Source organism: Streptomyces bugieae (genome assembly GCF_036352915.1).
Lineage (GTDB): Bacteria > Actinomycetota > Actinomycetes > Streptomycetales > Streptomycetaceae > Streptomyces > Streptomyces endophytica.
In genome coordinates this window covers 71,798-94,436 of sequence record NZ_JAZBJP010000002.1, presented here as the reverse complement: position 1 = coordinate 94,436, position 22,639 = coordinate 71,798, and the positions used below count along the sequence as shown (strand labels likewise).

General features: G+C 69.6%; 23 protein-coding genes. 13 read left to right on the top strand and 10 right to left on the bottom strand.

What is annotated here, in order from left to right; translation table 11 throughout:
• Window positions 1-107: 107 nt before the first annotated feature.
• Genes V2J85_RS05655 through V2J85_RS05645 form a run of 3 tightly spaced genes read right to left on the bottom strand, consistent with a single transcriptional unit; the run spans window position 108 to window position 2,236 of the window.
• On the bottom strand, window positions 108-1,151 hold the full coding sequence (locus V2J85_RS05655; protein ID WP_330820801.1) for a hydroxymethylglutaryl-CoA reductase: 1,044 nt from the start codon (window positions 1,149-1,151) through the stop codon (window positions 108-110).
• Window positions 1,148-1,846 carry a methyltransferase domain-containing protein gene (locus V2J85_RS05650; protein ID WP_419836745.1) on the bottom strand — a complete coding sequence of 233 codons (699 nt, stop codon included), beginning with the start codon at window positions 1,844-1,846 and terminating at the stop codon, window positions 1,148-1,150. Before V2J85_RS05650 ends, V2J85_RS05655 begins: the two co-directional genes overlap by 4 nt.
• Before the next feature lie 51 nt (window positions 1,847-1,897).
• On the bottom strand, window positions 1,898-2,236 hold the full coding sequence (locus V2J85_RS05645) for an STAS domain-containing protein (protein WP_261957988.1): 339 nt from the start codon (window positions 2,234-2,236) through the stop codon (window positions 1,898-1,900).
• A gap of 556 nt (window positions 2,237-2,792) precedes the next feature.
• Here V2J85_RS05645 and V2J85_RS05640 point away from each other — a divergent pair.
• A complete protein-coding gene (locus tag V2J85_RS05640; RefSeq protein ID WP_261957989.1) occupies window positions 2,793-3,899 on the top strand; it encodes an FAD-dependent oxidoreductase in 1,107 nt (368 codons plus the stop codon).
• Window positions 3,900-3,946: 47 nt separating this feature from the next.
• Here V2J85_RS05640 and V2J85_RS05635 read toward each other — a convergent pair whose 3' ends face one another.
• Entirely contained in the window at window positions 3,947-5,209 is a 1,263-nt protein-coding gene (locus tag V2J85_RS05635; protein ID WP_261957990.1) for an MFS transporter, read from the bottom strand.
• Window positions 5,210-5,560: 351 nt separating this feature from the next.
• Here V2J85_RS05635 and V2J85_RS05630 point away from each other — a divergent pair, with 351 nt between their 5' ends.
• Window positions 5,561-6,817, top strand: coding sequence for a cytochrome P450 family protein (locus V2J85_RS05630; protein ID WP_330820799.1), 1,257 nt, complete (start codon window positions 5,561-5,563; stop codon window positions 6,815-6,817).
• Between the two features lie 49 nt (window positions 6,818-6,866).
• Here V2J85_RS05630 and V2J85_RS05625 read toward each other — a convergent pair whose 3' ends face one another.
• Complete coding sequence (locus V2J85_RS05625; protein WP_261957992.1) at window positions 6,867-7,817, bottom strand: GlxA family transcriptional regulator; 951 nt, start codon at window positions 7,815-7,817, stop codon at window positions 6,867-6,869.
• Between the two features lie 239 nt (window positions 7,818-8,056).
• Here V2J85_RS05625 and V2J85_RS05620 point away from each other — a divergent pair, with 239 nt between their 5' ends.
• A complete protein-coding gene (locus V2J85_RS05620) occupies window positions 8,057-8,884 on the top strand; it encodes an alpha/beta fold hydrolase (RefSeq protein ID WP_261957993.1) in 828 nt (275 codons plus the stop codon).
• Between the two features lie 190 nt (window positions 8,885-9,074).
• Here V2J85_RS05620 and V2J85_RS05615 read toward each other — a convergent pair whose 3' ends face one another.
• A complete protein-coding gene (locus tag V2J85_RS05615) occupies window positions 9,075-9,473 on the bottom strand; it encodes a VOC family protein (RefSeq protein WP_261957994.1) in 399 nt (132 codons plus the stop codon).
• Window positions 9,474-9,565: 92 nt separating this feature from the next.
• Between V2J85_RS05615 and V2J85_RS05610 the strand changes: the two genes are divergently transcribed.
• The 8 genes from V2J85_RS05610 to V2J85_RS05575 all read left to right on the top strand — a co-directional run bounded on the left by V2J85_RS05610 (window position 9,566) and on the right by V2J85_RS05575 (window position 18,049).
• Window positions 9,566-10,555: a helix-turn-helix transcriptional regulator gene (locus V2J85_RS05610; RefSeq protein WP_330820798.1), complete on the top strand. Its 990-nt coding sequence runs from the start codon at window positions 9,566-9,568 to the stop codon at window positions 10,553-10,555.
• Window positions 10,556-10,710: 155 nt separating this feature from the next.
• On the top strand, window positions 10,711-11,355 hold the full coding sequence (locus V2J85_RS05605) for a protein-L-isoaspartate(D-aspartate) O-methyltransferase (protein WP_261957996.1): 645 nt from the start codon (window positions 10,711-10,713) through the stop codon (window positions 11,353-11,355).
• 101 nt (window positions 11,356-11,456) lie between these two features.
• On the top strand, window positions 11,457-12,626 hold the full coding sequence (locus V2J85_RS05600; RefSeq protein WP_261957997.1) for a sensor histidine kinase: 1,170 nt from the start codon (window positions 11,457-11,459) through the stop codon (window positions 12,624-12,626).
• Window positions 12,623-13,282 carry a response regulator gene (locus V2J85_RS05595; RefSeq protein WP_261957998.1) on the top strand — a complete coding sequence of 220 codons (660 nt, stop codon included), beginning with the start codon at window positions 12,623-12,625 and terminating at the stop codon, window positions 13,280-13,282. The genes V2J85_RS05600 and V2J85_RS05595 overlap by 4 nt, the downstream gene beginning before the upstream one ends.
• Before the next feature lie 158 nt (window positions 13,283-13,440).
• Window positions 13,441-14,079 carry a GOLPH3/VPS74 family protein gene (locus tag V2J85_RS05590; protein WP_330820797.1) on the top strand — a complete coding sequence of 213 codons (639 nt, stop codon included), beginning with the start codon at window positions 13,441-13,443 and terminating at the stop codon, window positions 14,077-14,079.
• Window positions 14,080-14,117: 38 nt separating this feature from the next.
• A complete protein-coding gene (locus tag V2J85_RS05585) occupies window positions 14,118-15,710 on the top strand; it encodes a carboxylesterase/lipase family protein (RefSeq protein WP_330821406.1) in 1,593 nt (530 codons plus the stop codon).
• Window positions 15,711-16,208: 498 nt separating this feature from the next.
• Entirely contained in the window at window positions 16,209-16,934 is a 726-nt protein-coding gene (locus tag V2J85_RS05580; RefSeq protein WP_330820796.1) for a CDP-diacylglycerol diphosphatase, read from the top strand.
• A gap of 395 nt (window positions 16,935-17,329) precedes the next feature.
• Window positions 17,330-18,049, top strand: coding sequence for a tRNA-dependent cyclodipeptide synthase (locus V2J85_RS05575; protein ID WP_330820795.1), 720 nt, complete (start codon window positions 17,330-17,332; stop codon window positions 18,047-18,049).
• Window positions 18,050-18,166: 117 nt separating this feature from the next.
• Here the strand turns inward: V2J85_RS05575 and V2J85_RS05570 are convergent, their stop codons facing one another.
• The 4 genes from V2J85_RS05570 to V2J85_RS05555 form a co-directional block, all read right to left on the bottom strand.
• A complete protein-coding gene (locus tag V2J85_RS05570; protein WP_261958003.1) occupies window positions 18,167-19,408 on the bottom strand; it encodes a serine hydrolase domain-containing protein in 1,242 nt (413 codons plus the stop codon).
• Between the two features lie 423 nt (window positions 19,409-19,831).
• Window positions 19,832-20,221, bottom strand: a complete 390-nt coding sequence (locus V2J85_RS05565) for a DUF1048 domain-containing protein (protein WP_330820794.1) — start codon at window positions 20,219-20,221, stop codon at window positions 19,832-19,834.
• 2 nt (window positions 20,222-20,223) lie between these two features.
• Window positions 20,224-20,553 carry a PadR family transcriptional regulator gene (locus V2J85_RS05560; RefSeq protein ID WP_261958005.1) on the bottom strand — a complete coding sequence of 110 codons (330 nt, stop codon included), beginning with the start codon at window positions 20,551-20,553 and terminating at the stop codon, window positions 20,224-20,226.
• Between the two features lie 251 nt (window positions 20,554-20,804).
• Window positions 20,805-21,170 (bottom strand): STAS domain-containing protein, encoded by a 366-nt coding sequence (locus V2J85_RS05555; RefSeq protein WP_330821405.1) that lies wholly within the window; start codon window positions 21,168-21,170, stop codon window positions 20,805-20,807.
• A gap of 225 nt (window positions 21,171-21,395) precedes the next feature.
• On the opposite strand from V2J85_RS05555, the gene V2J85_RS05550 reads away from it, so the two are divergent.
• Window positions 21,396-21,824: an ATP-binding protein gene (locus tag V2J85_RS05550; RefSeq protein WP_261958006.1), complete on the top strand. Its 429-nt coding sequence runs from the start codon at window positions 21,396-21,398 to the stop codon at window positions 21,822-21,824.
• Between the two features lie 191 nt (window positions 21,825-22,015).
• Window positions 22,016-22,504, top strand: coding sequence for a carboxymuconolactone decarboxylase family protein (locus V2J85_RS05545; RefSeq protein WP_261958007.1), 489 nt, complete (start codon window positions 22,016-22,018; stop codon window positions 22,502-22,504).
• Window positions 22,505-22,639: the final 135 nt, after the last annotated feature.

The window sequence follows — 22,639 nt, the reverse complement described above, 5'->3', positions numbered from 1 at the left end:
AGACCACGCACTGAACTGGTCCCACTGGCGCAGCTGCCACCAGGCCGTCGCCCGCCCAGTCACTGCCGCGGAAGAACCAGCTCAGGACGCGAATCGCTGCTGGAGCACTAACCTTGTTTGCGTTCCAAGTCGATGTGGGCGCGCATGAGTTCGCCCGGGTTCGTCAGCGCCGCCAAGGTGGAGAGTTCGCCGCACAGCACCGTGGCGGCCGCGATGACGGCGAGTCGGCGTGCGTTCTCTCCCGGCTCGCCCTCGGCCCGGCAGCCGAGCCGCGTCAGATTGGCCTCGACGAAGTCCAGATCCTTGCCGTTGCCGACCGTGCCCACGATCAGGTTCGGCAACGTGCACGAGAAATAGAGGTCGCCATCCCGGTCTTCGGCCACGGTCACACCCTGTGAGCCTTCGACGATATTTGCCGCGTCCTGGCCGGTGGCCAGATAGAAGGCGAGCAGCATGTTCGCGTAGTGCGAGTTGGCCGAGCGTATGCCGCCGGCGAGCAGCGTTCCGATCAGATTCTTGCGCACGTTCAGCTCTGCTACCTTGGCGGCCGTAGTGCGCAACATTTCGGTGACCACGGAGCGCGGCACGAGCAGTTCGGTTACCACATTCTTTCCACGACCCAGGATTCCATTGATGGCGGTCGCTTTCTTGTCGGTGCAGTAGTTTCCGGAAATCGATCCGTAGGAAACCCCTGGAATGTTCTCCAGGATGTACCCCAGGAGTGCGTCGGCCGCGAGCGTCGCCATGTTGTGCCCGGACGCGTCGCCGGTGGTGAACTCGAAGCGGATGAACAACAAGTTGGCCGCGATCTCGTGCCGGATGCCGACCAGTTCGGCGAATGCGCTGCAGGCGCGCACGACCTTGCTCAAGTCGTCGAACTGCGCGTCGAGCCGGCGCGCGGCTGCGTAGGCGGTCTGCGCGTCGTCGGCTTCGACGAGCACCGAGCGGGTCATCCGTTCGTCGACAAGGGTGGCGACGATACCGCGCTCGGTCTGCCGGGATATCTTCGCGCCGCGCCCCACGGAAGGCCACAGCGGTGACTCGTAAGTGGCGAGCGGGACCTCAGTCTCCGTGGTTGCTGTATTTCCTGAAATCCTCAGTGGTCCCACCCACCTCATGGGGACCCCGGCAATTCCGTGAATGTCGTTCATCGTGTACTCCCCGTCGTCTGGCGGATGGCGCGCAGGCGCCGGAACACGGGTCCGGTCGCACGCGTCTCGACTCCGCGGTCGGTCCGCAGCAGCGTAGAGCGCTGTGGATCATCAGGGCACACCGGTCCCCGCACGGTGCGGATCCCCTCGTCGGGGAACAGTTCACGGGCGGCCGGGTCGGGCTGCGGCTCGCTGATGACGGAGAGGCGGAAGCCGGCGGTGGTGAAGGCGTCGGTCATCGCGTGCAACGGCCTGCGCCAGAACTTCATCGGGACGGACTGCCCGTTGAACGTCCAGTCGAAGGTATAGCTGGTGGTCGCGAAATAGTCGGGTCGAGGATCGTCGATCGTGTAGGCCACGAAGGGGTGGTCCACCGACGCGATCAGCCGGCCGCCGGGCCTGAGCACGCGCCGCCGCCTGGCCAGTGCCAGGATCCCGGCGCTGGAGTCGATGCCGGTGACGACGGCACCGCGATCGCGCAGGGCAGCGGACAGGGGGCCTGAGCCGCAGCCGGCATCCAGGATCCGGCGACCCGCCACGTCTCCGGCGAGGGCTAACATCGCGGGCCGCGCGTAGTGCGCGTTCACGCGGTTGTTCTCGGTTTCCGCCGAGTACGCCTCGGCGAAGCTGTCGTAGTCATTCGAGACCGTCGAGGAGAAGGACCACCCGCAAGCCCCAACGCCTGTGTCCCGCAACGGTGACGACAGGTTCTCACCGCGGCTGAGGCAGGGGGCGAGTGATCGAGCTCAGGCTGCCGCCGTCGGCAGGTGCCCGGCAACAAAGTCGCCCCAGTCCTCGGCGGGAAACAGTTCCTGGGCCAGCCGCAGCAGTCGCAGCGGCTGCTGGTGCAGGCCGGTGACGGTGAGGGTCCGGTCCGTGTCCAGGCAGGCCAGCCGCTGGTGAACGAGCAGGTGGAGACCGGCGACATCCATGAACAGTGCTTCCCGCAAGTCCCAGGTCACCTGGCTGACCGACCGCGGCAGTTCCTGCGCGGCGGCGAGCAGCTCGGGGAGGGCGACAAAATCGATCTCCCCGACCGGGCTGATCACGGCCGTGGCGCCGTCGTGTGTGGTGGAGATGAGCATGGTGAGTGCCCCCCTTCAGGGGGTCGTGAGCCCAAAGACACCGGAGCGCCGGCAAGGGCGGCCCGGCAGCGATGGCGGGACCGGATGCCCGTGGAGGGGGCGATTCCCAGAACCCGTGAACCGGCCCCTCCACCACTCTGGCGGCAGGACACCGGTCAATCTCTTGTCCCGCCATCGTCGCACAGTCACGGCGGCCGGACAGCCCCCCGGGTCCATCCGCGGGCAATGTGGGGCTTGTGGTGCCAACTGCCGCATATCGCACGGTCGTTTCACCGGCAGCCGCCGCTTCGCGTAGGCCGTCGGCCCCACGTGGCACCAGCTGGTGGAATCCGCACCACAGCGGTGGCGGGCTGTGGTCCACCCCATTTCGGAGCGCTTTGTCCGCGTGGGAGCCCACTCCGAACGCAGTCAGGATCGATGTCGGGGCTGACGCGCGGTGTCGGTGATCTATCGGCGGCTGTTGGCCCGACGTCGGCGGCTCGTCGGCGCGGGCTGGCACCTTTTCGGAGGCGGCCGACCGGAGCTCACCGGACGGCCCGATCTCGAAGGAGTCACCATGCACACGCCCGTCACGATCATCGGCGCGGGACTCGGCGGACTGACGCTGGCCCGCGTCCTGCACGTCCACGGAATCCCGGTCACGGTCTACGAGGCCGAGTCCTCCCCGTCGGCGCGCACGCAGGGCGGGATGCTCGACATCCACGACTACAACGGGCAGCTCGCCCTCGACGCGGCCGGCCTGATGGACGAGTTCCACGCCATCATCCTGGAGGGCCGCCAGGCGATGCGGATCCTCGACCGGGACGGGACCGTCCTGTTCGACAAGGCCGACGACGGCATGGGTGGGCGCCCCGAGGCACTGCGCGGCGAGCTGCGGCAGATCCTGCTCGACTCGCTCCCGGCCGGCACCGTCCGGTGGGGGCACAAGGTCAGCAGCACCCGTGCGCTCGGCGAGGGCCGTTACGAGGTGACCTTCGCCGACGGCAGCACCGTCGCCACCAGCCTGCTGGTCGGCGCGGACGGCGCGTGGTCACGGGTCCGGCCGCTGCTCTCCACCGCCACACCCGAGTACGTCGGCAAGTCGGTCGTCGAGACGTACCTGTTCGACGCCGACATCCGGCACCCGGCCGCCGCGAAGGCGGTCGGCGGCGGGTCGATGATGGCGCCCACGCCCGGCAGGGAGATCTTCGCTCACCGGGAGAGGGGCGACACCCTGCACGCCTACGTGGGGCTGTCCGAGCCGCAGGACTGGTTCGCCGCCATCGACTTCACCGATGCCGCGGTGGCCGCCGCGCGGATCGCTGCGGAGTTCGACGGTTGGGCGCCGGAGCTCACCGCGCTGATCACCGACAGCGACATCGCGCCGGTGCTGCGCCCCCTCTACGCTCTGCCGACCGGGCACCGGTGGGACCGGGTGCCGGGGGTGACCCTGCTCGGCGACGCCGCGCACCTCGCGGCCCCGAACGGCGAAGGCGCCAACCTGGCCATGCTCGACGGCGCCGAACTCGGCAAGGCCCTCGCCGCGCACCCCGACGACATCGAGGCCGCGCTCACCGAGTACGAGCAGGCCATGTTCGCCCGCAGTGCCGAGGCGCACGGGATCGACTCCGACACCAACACCGTCCACGACCTGGTCAACATGTTCACCGAACAGGGTCAATGAGCCATTCGGGCTCCGCATCTGATGACCCGGGCGGAGGCGGAAGGCGATCAGGTTGACTCCGGTTCTGCCGCCGGGAGTTCGCGTCGGGACGGTATGGGGTCTCCTTCAGTGTCCGTCGCGCGCCTCCGGAGTGTGCACAGCGCGCAGATCAGGGCGCATGCGCCGAGCGAGGCGGCGGTAACGGCGAATGCTGCCGGTGGTCCGGACCGGTCGACCAGGACCCCGCCGACGGCCGCACCCAGGGCTGCGCCCAGGTTGTAGGCGGTGTTGAGCCAGGCACCGGCCTCGGTACGTGAGCCCTCGGGGACGAGTGCGTCGACGAGCTGGTACGCCGTGATCAGCAGGACGTCGGCGCACGCTCCGGCGAGCAGCAGGGCGGCCCCCGCGGCCGGCGCGGCGTACACCATTGCGGGGAGCGCGTAGCAGAGCGCGGAGGCCGCGACCAGCACGAGCGGGCGGTGGGCGAGGGCGCCGCGCCAGTGGCGCCGGCCGTACACCAGGCCGCCGAGGACGCCACCGGCTGAGAACAACGTCGTCAGCACCCCGGCCGCCACCGTTCCCCAGGCGGCGACGATCGCGATCTCGCACAGGGACAGCGCGGCTGCAATGCCCAGCACGAGCAGCAGCAAGGGCAGAAACCCCATGGCGCGCAAGGGGCTTCGGGGGCGGCCGGCGGCGGGTGATGTCGCGCGCACACTCACGGAGGCCCGCCGCAGGGCCGCCGCCAGCAGGCCGAAGCCGGTGATGACCAGCGCTGCGCACACCGTGAGAACGGTGGGTGCGGAGGAGACGGCGATCAGGAACCCACCGAGGACGGGGCCGAGCGCGAAGACGGTGGACTCCGCTGCGGTATCCAGGCTCAGCGCGCACTGCCGCTGCACGGTGTCCGTGGTCAGCTTGCCCCACAAGGTGCGCATCAGCGGGCCGACCGGGGGTGGGCACAACCCCGCCAGTACGGCGAGGCAGATGGCGAGCAGGACAGGCAGTCGGCCGGTGCAGGCGGCGCAGGCGGCGGCCAAGGCGGACAGGAGTACCGCGTAGCTGACGGCCAGGAGTATCAGCGCGTGGCGATGACGCTCGACCAGTCGGGCCCTGACGGGTCCGAGCAGGGCTCCGGTCAGTCCGAAGAGGCCGGTCGCGGTACCGGCGACGGCGTACGAGCCGGTGCCCTCCCGCAGCGTGAGCAGCAGTGGGAGGCCGAGAAGTCCGTAGCAGAGCCGCGCGAGCATGGCGGCGGCGAACAGGCTGCGAGCATGGGGCAGCGCGAGGACAGCGCGATAGGACGCACTGCCCCTGTCGGGGCTTGGCATGAGGATCTCCGATGTGGGCGTGCCGACACCTGGCCATGGCCTGGTTCGGTCACACGCGGGCATGACGGATCTACGCGCCGCTCCTTCGGCCACCACTTGTCACGAGGAGGCCGTGCGGGAGCGGACAGGCGATCTGTCATTGCGGATCGGAGAGATACACAGGCGGCAGAATATCCGCCTTCGGTATCCGCGTACCAGTCATCCAGCAGATGACGCCCGCGGTGGCAGCGGCGCGGGCGGCGTCGCCGACGACCGCAATGTGCTCTGGTGCCTGCCGTGCGCCGGGAATAGGCTGGCCCACTGGTCCTCATACGGCGTCGCCGCGGCCCTTGAAGGAGGAGCTCAGTGGACATGCCCGCTGCCAGGCCGCCACACCGCATGAAGCCCTCCGGTGGCTGCCCGCACGCCGATAACGCCCGATTACTGGCCCAGGGTGCCGTTGCGCCGGTGCTGCTGCCTGGCGAGGTCGAGGGCATGGTCGTGCTGGGGCACGAGGCACTCAAGGCATTCCTCGGACACCCGGCTGTCGCCAAGAACGCCCGACACTTCACCGCGTTGCGCGAGGGCACCCTCCCGGAGGGATGGCCGTTGGGGACCTTCGCGACCGTGCAGGGCATGACCACCGCCGACGGTACGGACCACCGCCGCCTGCGGTCGCTGGTGAGCCAGGTGTTCACGCACCGCCGGGTGGCACAACTGCGAGCCCGCATCGAGGAGTTGACCGACAGCCTGCTCGACGAGCTGGCCCGCGCTGCCGAGGCGGATGGGGGAGTGGCCGACCTGCGCCGCCACTTCGCACTGCCGTTGCCGATGAGCGTCATCAGCGAGCTGCTGGGCGTGGAGGTCGCCTACCGCGAGCGGCTCCATGAGCTGTCCTGTCAGGTGGTGACGACGGACATCGGATCGCAGCAGGCCCTCGACGCCAACCGCGAGTTCGTCGCCGTTCTCGGTGAGATCGTGGCGGCCAAGCGGCAGCACCCCGGTGGGGATCTCACCAGCTCCCTGATCGCCACCCGGGACGACGACGGAGACCAACTGAGCGAGCCGGAGCTGATCGGCACGTTGCTTCTGTTGGTCGTCGCGGGACACGAAACCACGCTCAATCTGATCACCAACGCCGTACGTGCCTTGTGCGGCCACCCGGACCAGCTGCACGTTGTCCGCAGAGGTCAGGCGTCCTGGGACGATGTGGTCGAGGAGACCCTGCGGTGGGATGCGCCCGTCAGTTACTTCCCGTTCCGCTATCCCGTGCGGGACCTGAACGTCGCCGGGACAGTCATTCCGAAGGGCACTCCGGTACTCGCCGGCTACTCCGCCGCCGGGCGTGATCAGGCAGTCCACGGACCGGACGCCGACCGCTTCGACGTCACCCGGCCCCGCCGGCCCGCAGCCGTACCCCACCTCTCCCTCGGCCACGGTCCCCACTACTGCCTCGGCGCACCACTGGCCCGGCTGGAGGCGCACATCGCGCTCAAGCAGCTGTTCGCGCGTTTTCCTGATCTACAACTCGCCGTGCCGGAGGCCGCGTTGGAACGTGAGTCCGGCTTCGTCGGAAACAGCGTTCGCGCTCTTCCTCTACGTCTGTGGCCGCGGCCCGGTAGGCCGTGAAGGTCATGCCGTGGGAGTTCCGGTCTCATGCGGCGCCCGACAACTGCGGTCAGGCGGTGGTGGTCTGCTGGAAGGCGCGCCGGTAGGCGGACGGTGTGGTGCCGAGGGCGTCGCGGAAGCGGGCGCGGAGGTTGGTGCTCGTGCCGAGACCGCTTTGCGCGGCGATCTGTTCGATGCCGAGGTCGGTGACCTCCAGGAGTTCGCGGGCGTGGTTGACGCGGGCGGTGAGCAGCCATTGATGCGGGGTGACACCGGTTTCCTGGCGCCACATGCGGACCAGGGTGCGGGTGGAGACCCGAGCGTGCCGGGCCAGAACCTCCAGGGTGAGGGTTGCGTCGAGGTGATTCAGGGCCCACGCGCGGGTCCGGGCGAGGCTGTGTGCGGTGGGCTCGGGCAGGGACTTCGCGATGTACTGGGCCTGGCCGCCGTCACGGTGCGGGGCGGCGACCAGTTCGCGGGCGATCTCGTTCGCGACGGCAGCACCGAGGTCCTTGCGGACGATGTGAAGGCACAGGTCGATGCCTGCGGTCACGCCCGCGGACGTCAGCAGGGGATCGTCGTCGATGTAGAGGACATCGCGGTCCACCCGGATGTGGGGATAGAGCCTTTCGAGTGCGTCGGCGCTGGCCCAGTGCGTGGTCACCGTACGGCCGTTGAGCAGCCCGGCCGCGGCGAGTGCGAAGGCGCCGGTGCAGATGGAGGCGATGCGGGCACCTCGGCGGAAGGCACGTTTCAGGGCCGCGGTGACTTCGGGCGCTGGTGGCTGTTGGTAGTCCCAGTAGCCGGGCACGATGATCGTGTCGGCTCGGGCCAGTGCCGGTAGTCCGGCCGTGCCACCAAGTGTGAACCCGGTGCTGGTCGTGATGCTGCCACGGGCTCCGCCGCACACCGTGAGCTCGTACGGAGTGTGGGGCCGCGCATTGAAGATCTGCGTCGGGATGCCCAGGTCGATGGGGAGGACGCGGGGCAGCGCAAGGACCGCGACGCGATGAGGAGCCATGGCTTCGATGCTACGACCGCGGGTTTCCTGGCCGGCCCGAGCCTTTGTCGGCCAGCGAGTGACTGCCCGCACGCGCGTGTCCCGAAAGTTGCGGACAGTGGCATACGAGCTTGTGGTTGATCGAGACAGGCTGGTCAACGATCGAGTCATGAGCAGCACGGCCCCACCGCCGGGCTCACGCCGACAGCGGCCGCAACAGAGCGGCACCGCACCGGCCCAGGCAAGGACACCTGACTGTCGTGACCCCCAACACCCCCACCCCGATCGGCCGGTACTTCCACGTGAACGACGGGCGGATCTACGGCCACGTCCGCGAGGGAGAAGGCCCGGCCCTGATCTTCCTCCACTACTGGGGCGGCTCCCACCGCACGTGGCGGCCGGTCATCGAGCACCTCAGCCCCACACAGGGCTTCGTCTCCCACGACCACCGCGGCTGGGGTGAGTCCACCGAGGTGCCTGGCCCTTACGGCATCGAGCAACTCGCCGACGACACCGAGCGGGTCATCGACGAGCTCGGCTACGGCGAGTACGTCGTGGTGGGCCATTCGATGGGAGGGAAGGTGGCCCAGGTGCTCGCCTCCCGTCGCCCCACCGGTCTGGCGGGCGTGGTGCTCGTCGCACCGGCTCCGCCGGCTCCGGTCGGTGTGACGCCTGAGTTCCAGGAGGCGCTGGCGCACGCGTACGACACCGACGAGACCATCGGCCGCAGCATCGATCTGGTCCTGACCCACCGCGAGCTGTCCGCCCAGGCACGCCGGCAGATTCACGAGGACAGCGCCCGGGCGGGCGAAGCGGCGCGCATGGCGTGGCCACGGCAGGCGCTGGTCGAGGACTTCACGGACCGGGTCGGTGCGATCGACGTGCCGGTACTGGTGCTGGCCGGCAGCGACGACAAGGTGGACCCGCCGCACATCCTGCGCGAGCACCTGCTTCCCGCGATCCCCACCGCCACCCTCACCGAGCTCAGCGGCACCGGTCACCTGTCGCCGCTGGAGGTGCCTGACCAGGTCGCCGCTCATATCGGCAGGTTCGTCGCCCGCCTGTCGACAGTCGTCGAACGTGGATGACGGGAAACCGGATACCGAGCCCGTACTGCGCGCCCTGGCAGCCCACGCGATCCGCGGCCGTATCAACCGCTGACACCCACCGGGTGCCCCATCGCGGGCTGCGGGAGCGGGTTCGGGGGAACGGCCATGCTCAGCAAGGCGCTGTTGGTGGTGGCCGTCGGGCCGTCGACGTTCCCCAAGCCGCTGGTCGTCAGCGTGCGAACTTCGCTATGGCTGCCGGCGTGACGGGGGTGAAGAAGTTGACGAGGTTGCCGTCGGGGTCGCGGAACAGCAGCGACCGGTTGCCCCAGGGCATGGTGGTGGGCTCGCTGACGAAGTCGGTGATGAAGGCGGTCAGGTTTTGGTGAACGCGATCCACGTCGGCGACGAGGAACTCGGTGATCACGCTGTGGTTGTCCGCCGGGCGGGCAGAGCCCGGCGCGAACAGCGGGACGGTGCGGGTGCTGGCGATCGCCAGGGTCGCGGTGGGGGTCCTGAGTTCGGCGAAGTCCTCGGTGGCCCACGTCGCCTGCACATCTGTGGCCCGCTCGTAGAACTCGACGAGGCGCGCGACGTCGCTGGTGATGATGCGGATCGAGACGAAGTCCATGGTGATCTCCTTGGCTGCGGGAGTGACTGTGCTGCGCAGACTAGGAGGAATAGAGGACAGAATCGGTCCAGTATTCGCGTTAGGCTGTGCACATGCCTCGCCCCACCGGCCGCGTCCTGACACTCCTGGAGCTGCTGCAGTCGGGCGGCACACGGACGGTGAGCGAACTGGCCGAGCGGCTCGGCGTCGACGGGCGCACCGTACGGCGATATGTGGACCACCTGATCGACCTCGACGTGCCCGTGGAGTCGGTGCGCGGCCGCTACGGCGGGTACCGACTGGCTCCCGGCTACCGCTTGCCTCCGCTCATGCTCAGCGACGACGAGGCGCTGGTCGTGCTGCTCGGCCTGGTCGCCGGTCGCCGAACGGGGTTGATGACGGCGGGGCACACGGCGAGCGAGACGGCATCGGCCAAGATCCGGCGGGTGCTGCCCCAGCACGTCGCCCGCCGGCTCGACATGCTCCTGGAATCCCTCGCCTTCACGGATCAGCCCGGTGAGTTCGCCGCCCCGGACGCAGGTGTCCTGCTCACCCTCGCCGATGCGGTGCGCCACCGCCGACCGGTCTCGATGAGATACACCGACGGCGGCGGCCGGCGCAGCGAACGCACGCTGCACGCCTATGGGATCGTCGCCCATTCGGGCCGGTGGTACGTCACGGGCCAGGACGCCCAGCGCGGCGAGGACCGGACCTTCCGCCTCGACCGCATCGCAGACGCCCGGACCCTGCCCGGCTCATTCGAGCCGCCCGTGGATTCCGGGCCGGCGGAGCGCGTGTTGTCCGGGTTCGCCACGGCTGAGTACCGGCATGAGGTGACCTTGCGGATCCACGGGACCGTTGAGCAGATCCGCGCCCACCTTCCTGCCGGCGTCGCGAGCCTGGAGGAGCACGAGCCCGCCGTGGACGACGACCGGGTGACCGAGCGCTGGCTGCGCGTCCAGCTACGGGCGGAGCGGCTCGACTGGTTGCCTCCGGTACTGGCCGCGCTCGACCGGCCGTTCGTCATCGAGCGCCCCGATGAACTGCGCGAGCTCGTGACCACGTTCGCCGAGCGCCTCGCCTCCTACGCCCGCCAAGCCTGACAGCGGGTCATCGATGTTGTGAGCGGTGGGTCACGCTACGTGTCCGTCTCTCGTGCGGGGACGCCGAAGCCTGTCGGGTGCGGTCTACGCTGGAGAGGTCGTTCCTCCCCACGTTCACCTCGCACCGCCGATGGCATCCGACACAGAGCGGCGCCATGACCGAAGCCACCCCTTCACCCGAGGATCTCGTCCAGGCCGTTCGAGCGGTCGGCGTCAGGGACGAGCGTCTCCTCGAGGCCGTACGCGCGACGCCCCGGGCGGCGTTCGTCCCCCACGGTCACCAGGCCCATGCCTATGAGGACGCCCCCCTGCCGATCGCCCACGGTCAGGTGACCACGCAGCCCTCGCTCTCCGCCCTGATGATCGAGGGCCTTGAGGTGAGCGGGGACGCACACATTCTTGAGGTGGGTACCGGCCTCGGCTTCCAGACCGCGCTGCTCGCCCGGTTGGCCGGCGATGTCGTGACCATCGAGATGTGGCCGGAGCTCGCGCATCAGGCACGGCGCAACCTCGACCGTCAGGGCATTCGCAATGTCGAGCTGCACATCGGTGACGGCAGTGGCGGCGTACCGGTCCGTGCTCCGTACGACGCGGTCATCGTCTCCGCGGCGTTCCCGGAGGTTCCCGCGCCGCTGGTCGAGCAGCTGCGTCCGGGCGGCCGCCTCGTGCAGCCCATCGGGCCGGGCGGCCGGGAGCAGGTCATGTCTTTCGTGCGCACCGCGACGGGGTTGGAGCGCTGCAGGGTCCTCACACCCGCCCACTTCGTCCGGCTGCGCGGACGGTACGGCTTCTCCTCTTGAATTCCGCGGACGGTGCGGTCGCCCGCCGCCGGCTTCGACGGCCTCGTGCGGGCGGTGGTCTCCTGCAGGGTCCGGCCCGCGTCCCCGGATAGGGTCGGGGCGTGGACCGCAGCAGCCGACAGCCGGACGACGCGTTCGCCGGGGAAGCGCGGGGCGAGCTGTCGCCCCGGGCGGCCCGGGCGCTGTGGTGGGGGTCGGCAGGTCTGGTGCTCGCCGTCCTCGGCACCTCGGTGCTCGTCGCCGGCGCGGGGCACGGCTGGCGACTGCCCGTCGCCGGGGCTCTGGTCCTCGCACAGGCCTGCGCGCTGAGGTGGCTGGGGCGCGCCCCGGTCGCCGTGCTGGCCGCGACCGCCGCGACGGGCCTCGCGGTGTGGGCGCTGCTGCCCGCGGTGACCTTGACGGGGGCGTTGCTCGCGGCGCAGGTGGCGTTGTGCGTACTGTCGGCCATCAGGCCGCGGCGGGTGTCGGTGCGGGCGCTCGCGGCGATGTGTCTGCCGGCGCCGCTGGCGTTCGGGGCGGGCGGCCCGGCGGGCCTGACGGTCTATCTGCTGACGGTGGTCCTGGCGTGGACCGTGGGACAGTGGCGCAGGGCGCAGCAGGCACGGACGAGGGCGGAGATGCGCCGGGCCGTGGTGGAGGAGCGGGCGCGGATCGCGCGCGAGGTGCATGACGTCGTGGCGCACACGCTGTCGGTCATGGTCATCCAGGCAAGCGCCGCCGATGATGTGTTCGGCGAACGGCCCGATCAGGCACGTCAGGCGCTGCGGGCCATCGAGACGGGTGCCCGCTCTGCGCTGGGTGAACTGCGGTTGCTGCTGCGGGCGTTCGGGCCCGGCGCGGGGGAGGAGGAGTCCGGGGAGCAGCGGGAGCCGGGGCCCTCGCTCGCGCGTCTGGACGAGCTGATCGACACCGTGCGCGCGACCGGGATGACCGTGTACGTAGATCGTGCGGGCACCATCGAGGGGCTGCCGGCCGCGGTGGATCTGGCGGCGTACCGCATCGTCCAGGAAGCCCTGACCAACACGCTGCGCCACGCGGCCGGCGCCGACGAGGTGAGCGTGCGCGTGACGGCCGAGGGGGAGTGTGTGAAGGTCACGGTGGTCGACAACGGGCGTACGACGCAAGGCAGTTGGGCCGTAGTGGGAGCGGGACGCGGTCTGATGGGGATGGAGGAGCGCGCACGGCTGGTGGGCGGCAGTCTGCACGCCGGTCGGCTGCCCGGCGGCGGGTTCGAGGTGGCGGCGGAGCTGCCGGTGGAGGGCGCGTCATGACACTGCGCGTGGTGGTGGCCGACGACCAGGTCCTGGTCCGCACCGGATTCCGCATGATCATCGACGCCCGGGAGGACCTCGAGGTGGTCGGTGAGGCGTCCGACGGCCAGGAAGCGGTGCGGCTGACGCGGGAACTGGCGCCCGACGTGGTGCTGATGGACGTACGCATGCCCGTCGTGGACGGCATCGAGGCGACCCGGCAGATCGTGGAGTACGGCAGCCGGGCGCGGGTGCTGGTGCTGACCACCTGGGACGTGGACGCGCATGTGGTCGCGGCCCTGCGGGCCGGGGCGAGCGGCTTCCTGCTGAAGGACATCCGCCCCACCGAACTCGTCGACGCGATCCGCCTCACCGCGCGCGGCGACGCGCTGCTGGCGCCGACCGTGCTCAGCCGCGTCCTCGACCGGTTCCTGCGCACCACGCCCGACCCGGCACCGCCGCCCTCCCTGCAGGACCTCTCCGGCCGCGAGCGGGAGGTGCTCACCCTGATCGGGCAGGCGCTGTCGAACGCGGAGATCGCCGAGCGGCTGCGCCTGTCGGAGGCCACCGTCAAGAACCACGTCACCGCGGTGCTGCGCAAACTGGGGCTGCGCGACCGTGTCCAGGCCGTCGTGGCTGCCTACGACCACGGCCTCGTGCAGCCGCGCCGCCCCTGACGGCAGTCCGCGCCCTCTCTGACGCCAGGCCGCGCCGCCTCTGACGGCACCGTCTCCTCCTCAAGGAGGAGGCCGGGGCACGATCCTCCTGTGTTCCCAGTGCCGGTCCGTTCCCGTGGCCGATCCGCGGCGGGGGTAGCCGACCATAGCGTCGAGGTGTGAACGACGACCTGGCTTGCCTCATGTATCTGCTCGCCCACGACGACGCGGCCGAAGGCCCTTACGACCGTTCCCGGACGGAGCTGCTGGTCCGGGCCGCCGCCCTGATCGACCTCGCGTTGCGCGGCCGGCTGGGGGAGACGGGCGGCACGGTCACCGTGTCCGGCACGGAACCGACCGGCGCCCCCGTCCTGGACGGCGTACTGCGCGACGCCACCGCCGGGCACGGCTGGAAGCACCTCATGCGCCGCCACCGCAAGCGGACCCTGACGGAGGTGGAGGACCGGCTCGCCGCGGCGGGACTCCTCACCGTGCAGACACCCCGCACCCGCTTCGGCACCCGGCGGCTGACCGTGGCGGACCGCGCCGTGCCCGCCGCACTCCACGCCCGCGTGTCCGCGGTGCTGCACGGGGACGGCCCCGTGCAGGAGATCCCCACCGCCGACGCCGCGCTGCTGGCACTGGCCGCGGCGGGCGGCATCCGCTCGGTCGTGTCACGGCAGGGCCAGAACCTCTTTCGGGCCCGTATCGACGCCTGCACGGGCTCTCTCGCCGCACTCGCGCCCGGCCTGGAGAAAGCCGTACGCACTCTGCCGATGACCATGATCGCCGCGCAGGGCGGCATGGGCGGCAGCTGACCGGAGGGGAGATGAGCGGGGAGATGAGCGGGGAGATGATGAGCATGCACCGCGTCCTGACCACCCTGGGATGCGCCCTGACCGCCGTAGTCGCGACGGCCTGGTCCGCGGCACTACCGTCCCAGCCCGTCCGGCCCGCTGCCACCACGGTACGGACGACCGAGCCCGCCGCCACGACGGTACGCACCCACGACGGCCCGGTGCGGGGCGCCACCCACGACGGCTACCGCACCTTCGAGGGCATCCCCTACGCGGCGCCCCCGGTCGGCAGGCTGCGCTGGACGCCGCCCCGTCGCCCGGCCCCCTGGTCGGGGGTACGGGACGCGACCCGCCCCGCGAGCGCCTGCCCGCAGCCGGCCGGCGAGGTGCCCGGCGGCAGCACCGACGAGGACTGCCTCCATCTGAACGTCACGACGCCCGACGGCGCAGGGCCCGCACGTCCCCGGCCGGTGATCGTGTGGCTGCACGGCGGCGGCTTCACCACCGGAGCGGGCAGCTCGTACGACGCCCACCGCCTGGCCACCCGCGGCGACGTCGTGGTCGTCACCGTCAACTACCGCCTCGGGGCTCTCGGTTTCCTCGCGCACCGCGGGCTGCCCGGCTCCGGCACCTTCGGCCTGGCCGACCAGCAGGCGGCGCTGCGCTGGGTCCGCGCCGAGATCGGCGCCTTCGGCGGCGACGCGCACAACGTGACGCTGGCCGGCGAGTCGGCGGGCGGCTACAGCGTCTGCGCCCAGCTCGCCTCACCCGCCGCCGCGGGGCTCTTCGACCGGGCGATCATCCAGAGCGGCCCGTGCACCGGCCGCTCCGACCGGCCGTTCGCCCCGTCCTCCGTCCCCTTGTCCACGGCGCGCGCCGCGGGCGCGGACCTCGCGACAAAGGTCGGCTGCGGCTCCACCCGCGAGGTGATGGCCTGTCTGCGGCGCGTGCACGTCTCCCGCCTGCTGGCACACCAGGGCATCGACCAACAGCCGTCCTACGCAACCCCGTTGCTGCCCGGCGATCCCGCAGCGGCGATCGCCGCCGGCCGCTTCCCGCGCGTCCCCGTGCTCCTCGGCAACAACCACGACGAGGGCAACGGCTGGGCCGCCGGGATCGTCCAGGCCGGCCATCCCGTCACCCCGGACACCTGGCCCGGCGTCGTGGCCTCCTTCTTCCCCGCCCCGGGCCAGACGAAGGCGATCGTCCGCGAGTACCCGGTGCACCGCACCGACGGCGGCCCGGTGTTCGGCGCGGTCATCGGCGACGCCAACTTCGCCTGCCCGACGGCGCGCACCGAAGACCTGCTCGCCTCCCAAGTCCCCGTCTGGCGCTACGAGTTCGCCGATGAGCACGCCCCGCCGCTCACCCCGGGCACACCGCCGTTCCCGCCCGGCGCACCGCACGCGAGCGAGCTGCCCTACCTGTTCGATCTGGGCGGCCGCCCGCGGCACCTGACCGCGGCACAGCACCGGCTGGCCAACACCATGATCGACTACTGGGCCCGCTTCGCCCGCACCGCCGACCCCAACGGCCCGTCGTCGCCGCACTGGCCCCGCCAGACGGTCCTCTCCCTGGCACCGGACCACATCGTCCCCACCCGAACGACGCGGGCCCGCCATCACTGCGCGTTCTGGAACGCCCTCGGGTGACCACGGAGACGACCGCCGTGAGGGCCGCCGGATCGGCCGACGGACCCTCACGGCACGGACCCGCGGCGTCGCCCGGGCACCTTCCTCGTCGTGGTCCTCGGGCGGTTCGTGCCAGGCAACCGCAACGACCGCAAGGCATGCCCGGGGCCTTGCCGACGGCGGCACCGAAAGACACGGCCTGGCCACGATGCTGGTGACGTTGGGGTGCGGATTGCCGGCTGCGGACGGTCGACGCGGCCAGCAGATGCGCCCGCTCATAGTTGGTGACACGGTGGTTGTACAGCGTGAAGCCAGGCCCTACGCACGGAGCCACGCGCCCGCCGGAGGCAGCGCGACGCCGTCTCCATCAGCGCCCGCCCGCCGCGGGGTGGCCGTGGGCATATCCCGCGAAGACCGTTCGACCGGCAGGTAGGGACGCTTCGATCCTTTGGGCGGGGCGGGTCCAGGGCGTTACCGGCCGGGCAGCCCTGCTCGGCCGATCACCATGGAGGTGCTGCTATGACTGCCAAGTACGGAGAGAGGACGCTCTCCTCAACCCCCGATCCCCTGTTGTGCGGAAGCAGTACGGACGATGACACTCTCTGGAAAATGGCGTGGCAGTGCCAAGAGAGGCCCAAAGGCAGCCGTTGGCTCGTAGCCAAAGGGCAACAGGGACACCTCCTTGTTCCCACCGATCGCATCAGAGGAATCGAGTGCCCGGACCTCGTGTCCGGCGCCTACTCCGACAAGGACCACAACTACTGGCAGGTGGCCTGGGACAGAGCCTACGACTGGTTCTCAAAGCCGCCTTGGGGAACCTTCGGACTGGGGATCAACGCGGCCGGGTCGCGTTCCCAGGACCAGTTGCACATCCACATGTCTCTGGTCGTCCAGGGGGTGACAGCCGACCTCAACAACGCATCGGGCGCGGTCGCCAAGGATTTCGATCATTGGCCCTACTGTTTGGTCACGGTCAATGGCTGGGACAACCAGAAGAAGCAGCGTGACCCGCGGAGCTACCGCGTGGTCCACACCAATACCTTGGATTTCAACCTCTTCGCTGCCCTCCACGACTCCGTGATCACCACCATGGGGGAGAAGATGGCCGCTCAGACGCTGATCGTCATCGGGGCGGGCGTGAGCCAGAAGGAGGGGTACTACATCCTGAACAGCCGGAAAGAGCTCACGAATCCTCCTGATGCCCCGGGAGTTGGATACTGCGACAGTGTCCTCGCCTGCAAGTGAGGGTACGCGCGGCGAGTGTCGCCAGGCAGGGCCATGGGCCTACGGCCCCGGGCCCTGCCCGCCTGTCTGCGCCGGCGCAACGCCGACGTCACGTCCGCCACTGCGACGCCCTGACCGACGAACGCAAGGCGGCTTTTGACTTCCGACCGGTCCGCCTGTCGGCGTAGTTGGCCTCGGTGCCACATCGCGATTTTCGCCCAATCCGTATAACCTGTGCGAATCTTCACCCCTTTCATCGGTTTGTAGTAACGACAGGCGAGCCTTGGCCGCACCGCAGGAATGCGTCCGGGGTGGCGTCAGACAGGCGAACGGAGGCCCGAGGACGTGGTGCGTCCCGCGGCCGTGATCGACTCGCCCGCCCGTTCGGCCGCCCTATCGGAAGGCATCGAGACACCGTGCTGCAGGCGAGCCCCGCGACCTCCAACTGCCAGGCCATATTCGGACGGCGAGAGCATGTGCTGCTGGGCGTCAGCCCGTTCAACAGCCGCTTCGGCGACGCCTACATCGCCCGCTTGGTCGCCTGGGCGCACGCGTCGGTACAGGACTTCGATGTCCTGCTGCCTGGTGTCGAGCATGCCTCCTGGATTCTGGAAGCGGTCGGTGAGTCCCGCCCCCTGGCCAAGTCGCGCAAGGAAGTGGGGCGCAGGAAGCGTGCGGTGCAGGAGGCACTGGAGGCCTGCGCGCCGGAACGCCGGTTGGCTGTCCACGACTTCGGTGACTTCGCCGACAACCCGCACTACCTCGGGCTCCGCGACGAGGTGGAGCGGGTGTTCGCGGCAGACGAGGGCTTCCGGCGCGCCTGCCTGGACATGAGCCGTCAGGCCGTCAGCAGCCGGTTGCGCACGGTCCGGGGCCCCGATGCCTGCGTCGACGACGACCAGGCGGCCGCGGCGGTGCGTTACGTGCTGGACGAACTGCCCTACGTCCTGGACGGCGCCACCATCCTCGGCCGTGAGGAGATGCTCATGGTTTATTATCGGCCCTGGCCGCTGTGGGACCGCATCGAGCGAGGTGAATTCCCCCTCAAGGTCAGCCCCCGCCAGGGATTCCTCGTCCTCCACGACTGTGAGGAAATGCGCAGTGGCCTGACGCTGCGCGGTACCGAGCCCCGTTGAGGGTGGCGTCAGCGGCTGTCTTGAGCCGGTCATGCGGATGATCGCAGAACGTGGAGACGTCGAAGACCGGCGCCTGGTCGAGGTCTTCTGCCGGAGCGACCTCGACCAGGCAGCAGGTCAGTCGTCGATTGCCTGGTAGAGGGTGGTCCAGAAGTCGTGGATGGCCCGTGCCGAATCGGGGGTGGACATCCCGGTCTGGGTGAGCAGGATGCCGATGAGCTGGTTGTCCGGGTCGGCGTAGGTCGTGGTGCCGGCTCCGCCGTCCCAGCCGAACTGGCCGACGGGCGCGTAGTCGCCGCGGTAGGTGCGCACCGCCATCCCGAAGCCCCAGCCGCCGTGTTGCCCCAGGCCGAGTGACAAATGGACGAGGTTGCGGGCCAAGGCTTCTCGGGCGGCCAGCTGCTCGGGCGTGAGGCGGTTGGTGGTCATCAGTTCAACGGCGGGCCGGGACAGGATCCGTTGGTTCCCGTGCATCCCGTGGTGGAGCAGCATCCGGAAGTAGGCGTGATAGTCGTCGACGGTGGAGTCGAGTCCGCCGCCGCCTGACTGGAACGCCGGAGGCCGGCTGTGGTGTCCCCCTTCGGCCTCGTCCGCCACGATGAACTCTCCGGTCTGCGGATCGGGAGCGCAGAGGGGAGGCAGCCGGTCGATCTTGTCGGCGGGCACGTGGAAACCGGTGTCCTCCATGCCCAGCGGATCAAAGATGCGTGCACGCAGGAAGTCCTCGAACGACTGGCCGGTGACCCTGGCGACGAGCACGCCGAGCACGTCGTCGCTGACGTTGTACAGCCACCGTTCTCCGGGCTGGTGCATCAGCGGGAGTGCGCCCAGGCGGCGCATCCACTCATCCGGCTCCGGTGCCGGCAACAGCCACCCATCCTCCTGGCCGTAAACCCCCTGCTCGAAGAGCGCGCCCATCATCGGGGAGTCCTTCGCGGTCATATCCAGGCCGAGCCCGAACGTGGACGTGAGCAGGTCCCGCACGGTGATCGGACGCCGCGCCGGCACGGTGTCGTCCAGCGGGCCGTCGGCCCGCTTGAGCACCCGCCGGTCCGCGAGCTCGGGCAGCCACCGATCTATTGGGTCGTCCAGCCGCAGCCGGCACTCATCCAGCAGGACCATCGCCGCCGCCACCGCGACCGGCTTGGTCGTCGAGGCCATCCGGAAGATGGTGTCCCGGCGCATCGGCGCGCCACCGTCAGGGCGCATCGTCCCGATCGCTTCGACGTGGGTCTCCTCGCCGCGGCTGACCAGGGCGACGAGACCGGGAATCTTCCCGGTCTCGACATGCCGTGCCAGCACGTCGCGCAGTCTGCGCAGCCCTGCTTCGGAGAAGCCGCTGTTGCCTTTTCCCGTCATGAATCCCCCTGCATGAAGTGTGCGTTGCACACAATGTTGGTTCTGTGAGGCCCGTCCCCACGTGGAGTCCATGGGCCTTGCACGGGCGCGTGAGACGTCGCCCGGTTCGCAACCCTGAGGGCGCGATCGCTGTACCGTTCCAGGCATCCACCAACGGCTCTGATGCTGACTGTCGCCGTCCTGACGCCGTCTCTGACGTGCGGCGCGAGGTAGCCGGCCGGTGGCTTTGTGACGAGCCACGTCGTCGTCTCGACATGGTTCCGGGCGTCGCAGGCCCGTATGGGGAGGCGCTGTAGGTCGAAGCGCTGCTCCGTGCCGCGTACGAAGGCACAGCCGGGCATGACCCCGTGGCCGCGTAGTGCCGGCAGTCGAGGAAAGTGGTGCCTGGCGCGCCCCCCCCGGGCGTGATGTGCTGCCTTGTTCTCAGACTGCCTTGTCTGCTTTTCCGGTGTCCTCGCCGGCGGCGCGCCCGATGGCGTCGATCAGGCGCTTCCGCGCACGAGGGGGGACGTAGCCACCCTCCGAGTAGTTCTGGACGAACGCCTCGACGAACTCCACGGGGTCCTCCCCGACGATCTCGCGGATCGGCGTTCCGTTCGCCGCGGCCTGCTCGAAGAGGTCGGCGAGGTCTTCGAACATCGACGCACTGCTGTCGCTGTCGGTCGGTACGAAGTGCATCAGGTACTGCTCGATCGCTTCGACCACCGTGCGGTAGTTCTCGGGAAGCTCCTTGACGCGCGCCTTGTACGCCCTCCAGCGCTTCTTGGGCCCGATCACCTTCGAGAGGAATCCGCTCTTTTCGCCATCGGACATGGTTACTTGCCCCCTTCGTGGAGCTGTTCCAGTCGTTCCGTGAGGAAGCTCCACGTCCTCCAGAACTCTTCGAGGTACTCCCGTCCCTGAGCGTTGAGGGAATGCACCTTGCGTGGCGGCCCCTTCTCGGAAGGGACCTTCGCCACGTCGACGAGACCGCGCTTCTCCATCCTGATGAGCAGCGCGTAGATGGTCCCTTCGGCGATGTCGGAGAAACCCTGCTCCCGCAGTCGTGCCGTGATCTCGTAGCCGTAGGCGGGCCGACCGGACAGCGACGCGAGGATGATGCCCTCCAGCGTGCCCTTGAGCATCTCCGTCATCAGCTTGGTCATGGAACACCTCCTTCCTGAGCTATTCAGTGCTGCTGACTACTGGTACACAGTAACGCTGACTACTGGTACTTAGCAAGACGGAATAGTGAGGGGGTGCAGTACGCGCAGCCGTCATCGTCGTCCGGCTCGGCCGCGGCTGGGCTGCGCAGCGGGAGGAGGGCGCGTGAAGGGTGCTGGTGGCTGTGCGGGCAGCGTCGAGGTGACAGAGACGGTCGTACGGCGGGACGTGCACCGCTGTTGCCCCAGGGCGGTCAGGCGCTCAGGGCTTGCTCGGCGGTGGGGTGGCAGGGGATGAGGGAGTCGATGCCGACCAACTGCAGGATGCGCAGCACAGGCTCCTGGGCGCCGGCGATGCGGAGCCAGCCGTCGGCGTCGCTGACCTGTTGGAAGAGGGTGACGAAGACGTTGATGCCGCTGGAGTCCATGAAGGGCACACCGCTGAGGTCCACCACGATCCGTGGTGGCACCGTGCCGTCCTTGAACACCAGGGCCTTGCTGAGGGCGTCCTTGACGTCGTGGTCGATCTCGCCCCGCACAGTCACCACATGGATGCCGTCGACCACCTGGCGCTCGACGTTGAGCCGGTTCGGCCGGCCCGCTTGCTGGATATCGGTCACCATTTCCTCGACTGTGCTTAGGCTTGCCCGGGTCAGAGGTGCGCGGACGATTCTGCCCCACCACCCTGTCCGGACGCATCAGGGCTGAGGGTGCCGAACACCCCTACGGCATGCATGGCGGCCGGCTGGGTACTGACGCACGCGTGAACTGGGGAGTGAAGCGAGGTGAGGCCGGTGGGTTCCCGAGCCGACGGGGACGGCTGTAGGGCGCTGGATGGACCTCTGATGCGTGCCGGTTACGCCCTGGAGGGGGATGACGGGTGCATCGCGGATGCGCGCCACTACGCCCTCGACTTTCTCGACCAGGCCCACGCGAACCATCAGCTGGCGGTGTCCGCACGGGCGAGAGATCTTCTTCAGCTGGTGGTCAGCGAGCTCGTCACCAACGCCCGCAAGTACGCCCCAGGCCCGGTTCTGATGGAACTGCGCGTCAACGCTGTCGCCGTCGACGTCGTCGTGTGGGACAGCGACCCCACCGTCCCCGCGGCCCGGGCCACCGACCCCGGCAGGATCGGCCAGCACGGTCTGGAGATCGTCAAGGCCGTCACGGAGGCCCTCTTCATCGAGCAGGAGCCGGTCGGCAAGCGCATCACCGCCCGCATCGCCCTGACCGACACGGACAAACAGACACCCCACCGCCCGCGGCCGACGTAGCCGCCGGGCCCCGGGGTCGGAAGGTCGGTCCCTGCGTCCTGGGCGTCGCCGGCGTCACGTCCGCCCGTACGCGTCGCCACCAGGTCCGTAGCGCGGCGGGAAAAGTTTCTTCGGATTCCTGTCACACCTTCGTTGGCTGGTCCGTCGGTGCAGTGAAGCCGCCGATCAGGCCGATATGAAGGAGTGCAGTCATGACGAACACCTCGATCTCCCGGATGCCGAACCCGGCCGAGTTCGTGCCCGAGGTGAACGACATCAGCGCCGCGTTGTTCCGGGCCACGGGTAACCGTTCGGTGCCGCGTACCACGATGAGCCTGGTCCACCTGCGGGCTGGTCAGATCGTCCGCAACACCTATCTGACGGTGTTGAACACCGGCTTCCTGCGCAAGGCCGGCGAGTCCGAGGAGCGCATCACCGCCGTTTCCTCCTGGCAGGACGCCCCCTACTTCACCGACGCCGAACGTGCCGCCCTCGCCCTGGTGGAGGCCACCCTCCAGCCCGCGCCGCACGGCCAGGAGCGCGTCTCCGACGAGCTGTACACCGAGGTCGCCAAGCACTACGACGAGAAGGCACTGGCCACTCTCACCATCGCCATCGGCCAGATCAACTTCTTCATCGCCCTGGCCGTCATCGGCAAGCCCCAACCGGTCACCTCCCTCGCGGACGAGCAGTGGGACTGACCTGAACTGACCTGAACTGACCTGAGGCGACCGTCAGGCCAGCACTGAACAGCGCCTGTTGGGTCTACGCCTCGGCTTTCTCGCGAGAACTCATGGAATGCGCTTCCTCGTATCGCGTGTACCGCTTTTGTGGCC

Bases quoted from the DNA above. Each gene is read 5' to 3' on its own strand.
- V2J85_RS05655 (WP_330820801.1), bottom strand. From the start codon at position 1,151: ATGAACGACATTCACGGAATTGCCGGGGTCCCCATGAGGTGGGTGGGA.
- V2J85_RS05645 (WP_261957988.1), bottom strand. From the start codon at position 2,236: ATGCTCATCTCCACCACACACGACGGCGCCACGGCCGTGATCAGCCCG.
- V2J85_RS05640 (WP_261957989.1), top strand. From the start codon at position 2,793: ATGCACACGCCCGTCACGATCATCGGCGCGGGACTCGGCGGACTGACG.
- V2J85_RS05635 (WP_261957990.1), bottom strand. From the start codon at position 5,209: ATGCCAAGCCCCGACAGGGGCAGTGCGTCCTATCGCGCTGTCCTCGCG.
- V2J85_RS05630 (WP_330820799.1), top strand. From the start codon at position 5,561: ATGCCCGCTGCCAGGCCGCCACACCGCATGAAGCCCTCCGGTGGCTGC.
- V2J85_RS05625 (WP_261957992.1), bottom strand. From the start codon at position 7,817: ATGGCTCCTCATCGCGTCGCGGTCCTTGCGCTGCCCCGCGTCCTCCCC.
- V2J85_RS05615 (WP_261957994.1), bottom strand. From the start codon at position 9,473: ATGGACTTCGTCTCGATCCGCATCATCACCAGCGACGTCGCGCGCCTC.
- V2J85_RS05610 (WP_330820798.1), top strand. From the start codon at position 9,566: ATGCCTCGCCCCACCGGCCGCGTCCTGACACTCCTGGAGCTGCTGCAG.
- V2J85_RS05605 (WP_261957996.1), top strand. From the start codon at position 10,711: ATGACCGAAGCCACCCCTTCACCCGAGGATCTCGTCCAGGCCGTTCGA.
- V2J85_RS05595 (WP_261957998.1), top strand. From the start codon at position 12,623: ATGACACTGCGCGTGGTGGTGGCCGACGACCAGGTCCTGGTCCGCACC.
- V2J85_RS05585 (WP_330821406.1), top strand. From the start codon at position 14,118: ATGAGCATGCACCGCGTCCTGACCACCCTGGGATGCGCCCTGACCGCC.
- V2J85_RS05580 (WP_330820796.1), top strand. From the start codon at position 16,209: ATGACTGCCAAGTACGGAGAGAGGACGCTCTCCTCAACCCCCGATCCC.
- V2J85_RS05570 (WP_261958003.1), bottom strand. From the start codon at position 19,408: ATGACGGGAAAAGGCAACAGCGGCTTCTCCGAAGCAGGGCTGCGCAGA.
- V2J85_RS05565 (WP_330820794.1), bottom strand. From the start codon at position 20,221: ATGTCCGATGGCGAAAAGAGCGGATTCCTCTCGAAGGTGATCGGGCCC.
- V2J85_RS05560 (WP_261958005.1), bottom strand. From the start codon at position 20,553: ATGACCAAGCTGATGACGGAGATGCTCAAGGGCACGCTGGAGGGCATC.
- V2J85_RS05550 (WP_261958006.1), top strand. From the start codon at position 21,396: ATGCGTGCCGGTTACGCCCTGGAGGGGGATGACGGGTGCATCGCGGAT.
- V2J85_RS05545 (WP_261958007.1), top strand. From the start codon at position 22,016: ATGACGAACACCTCGATCTCCCGGATGCCGAACCCGGCCGAGTTCGTG.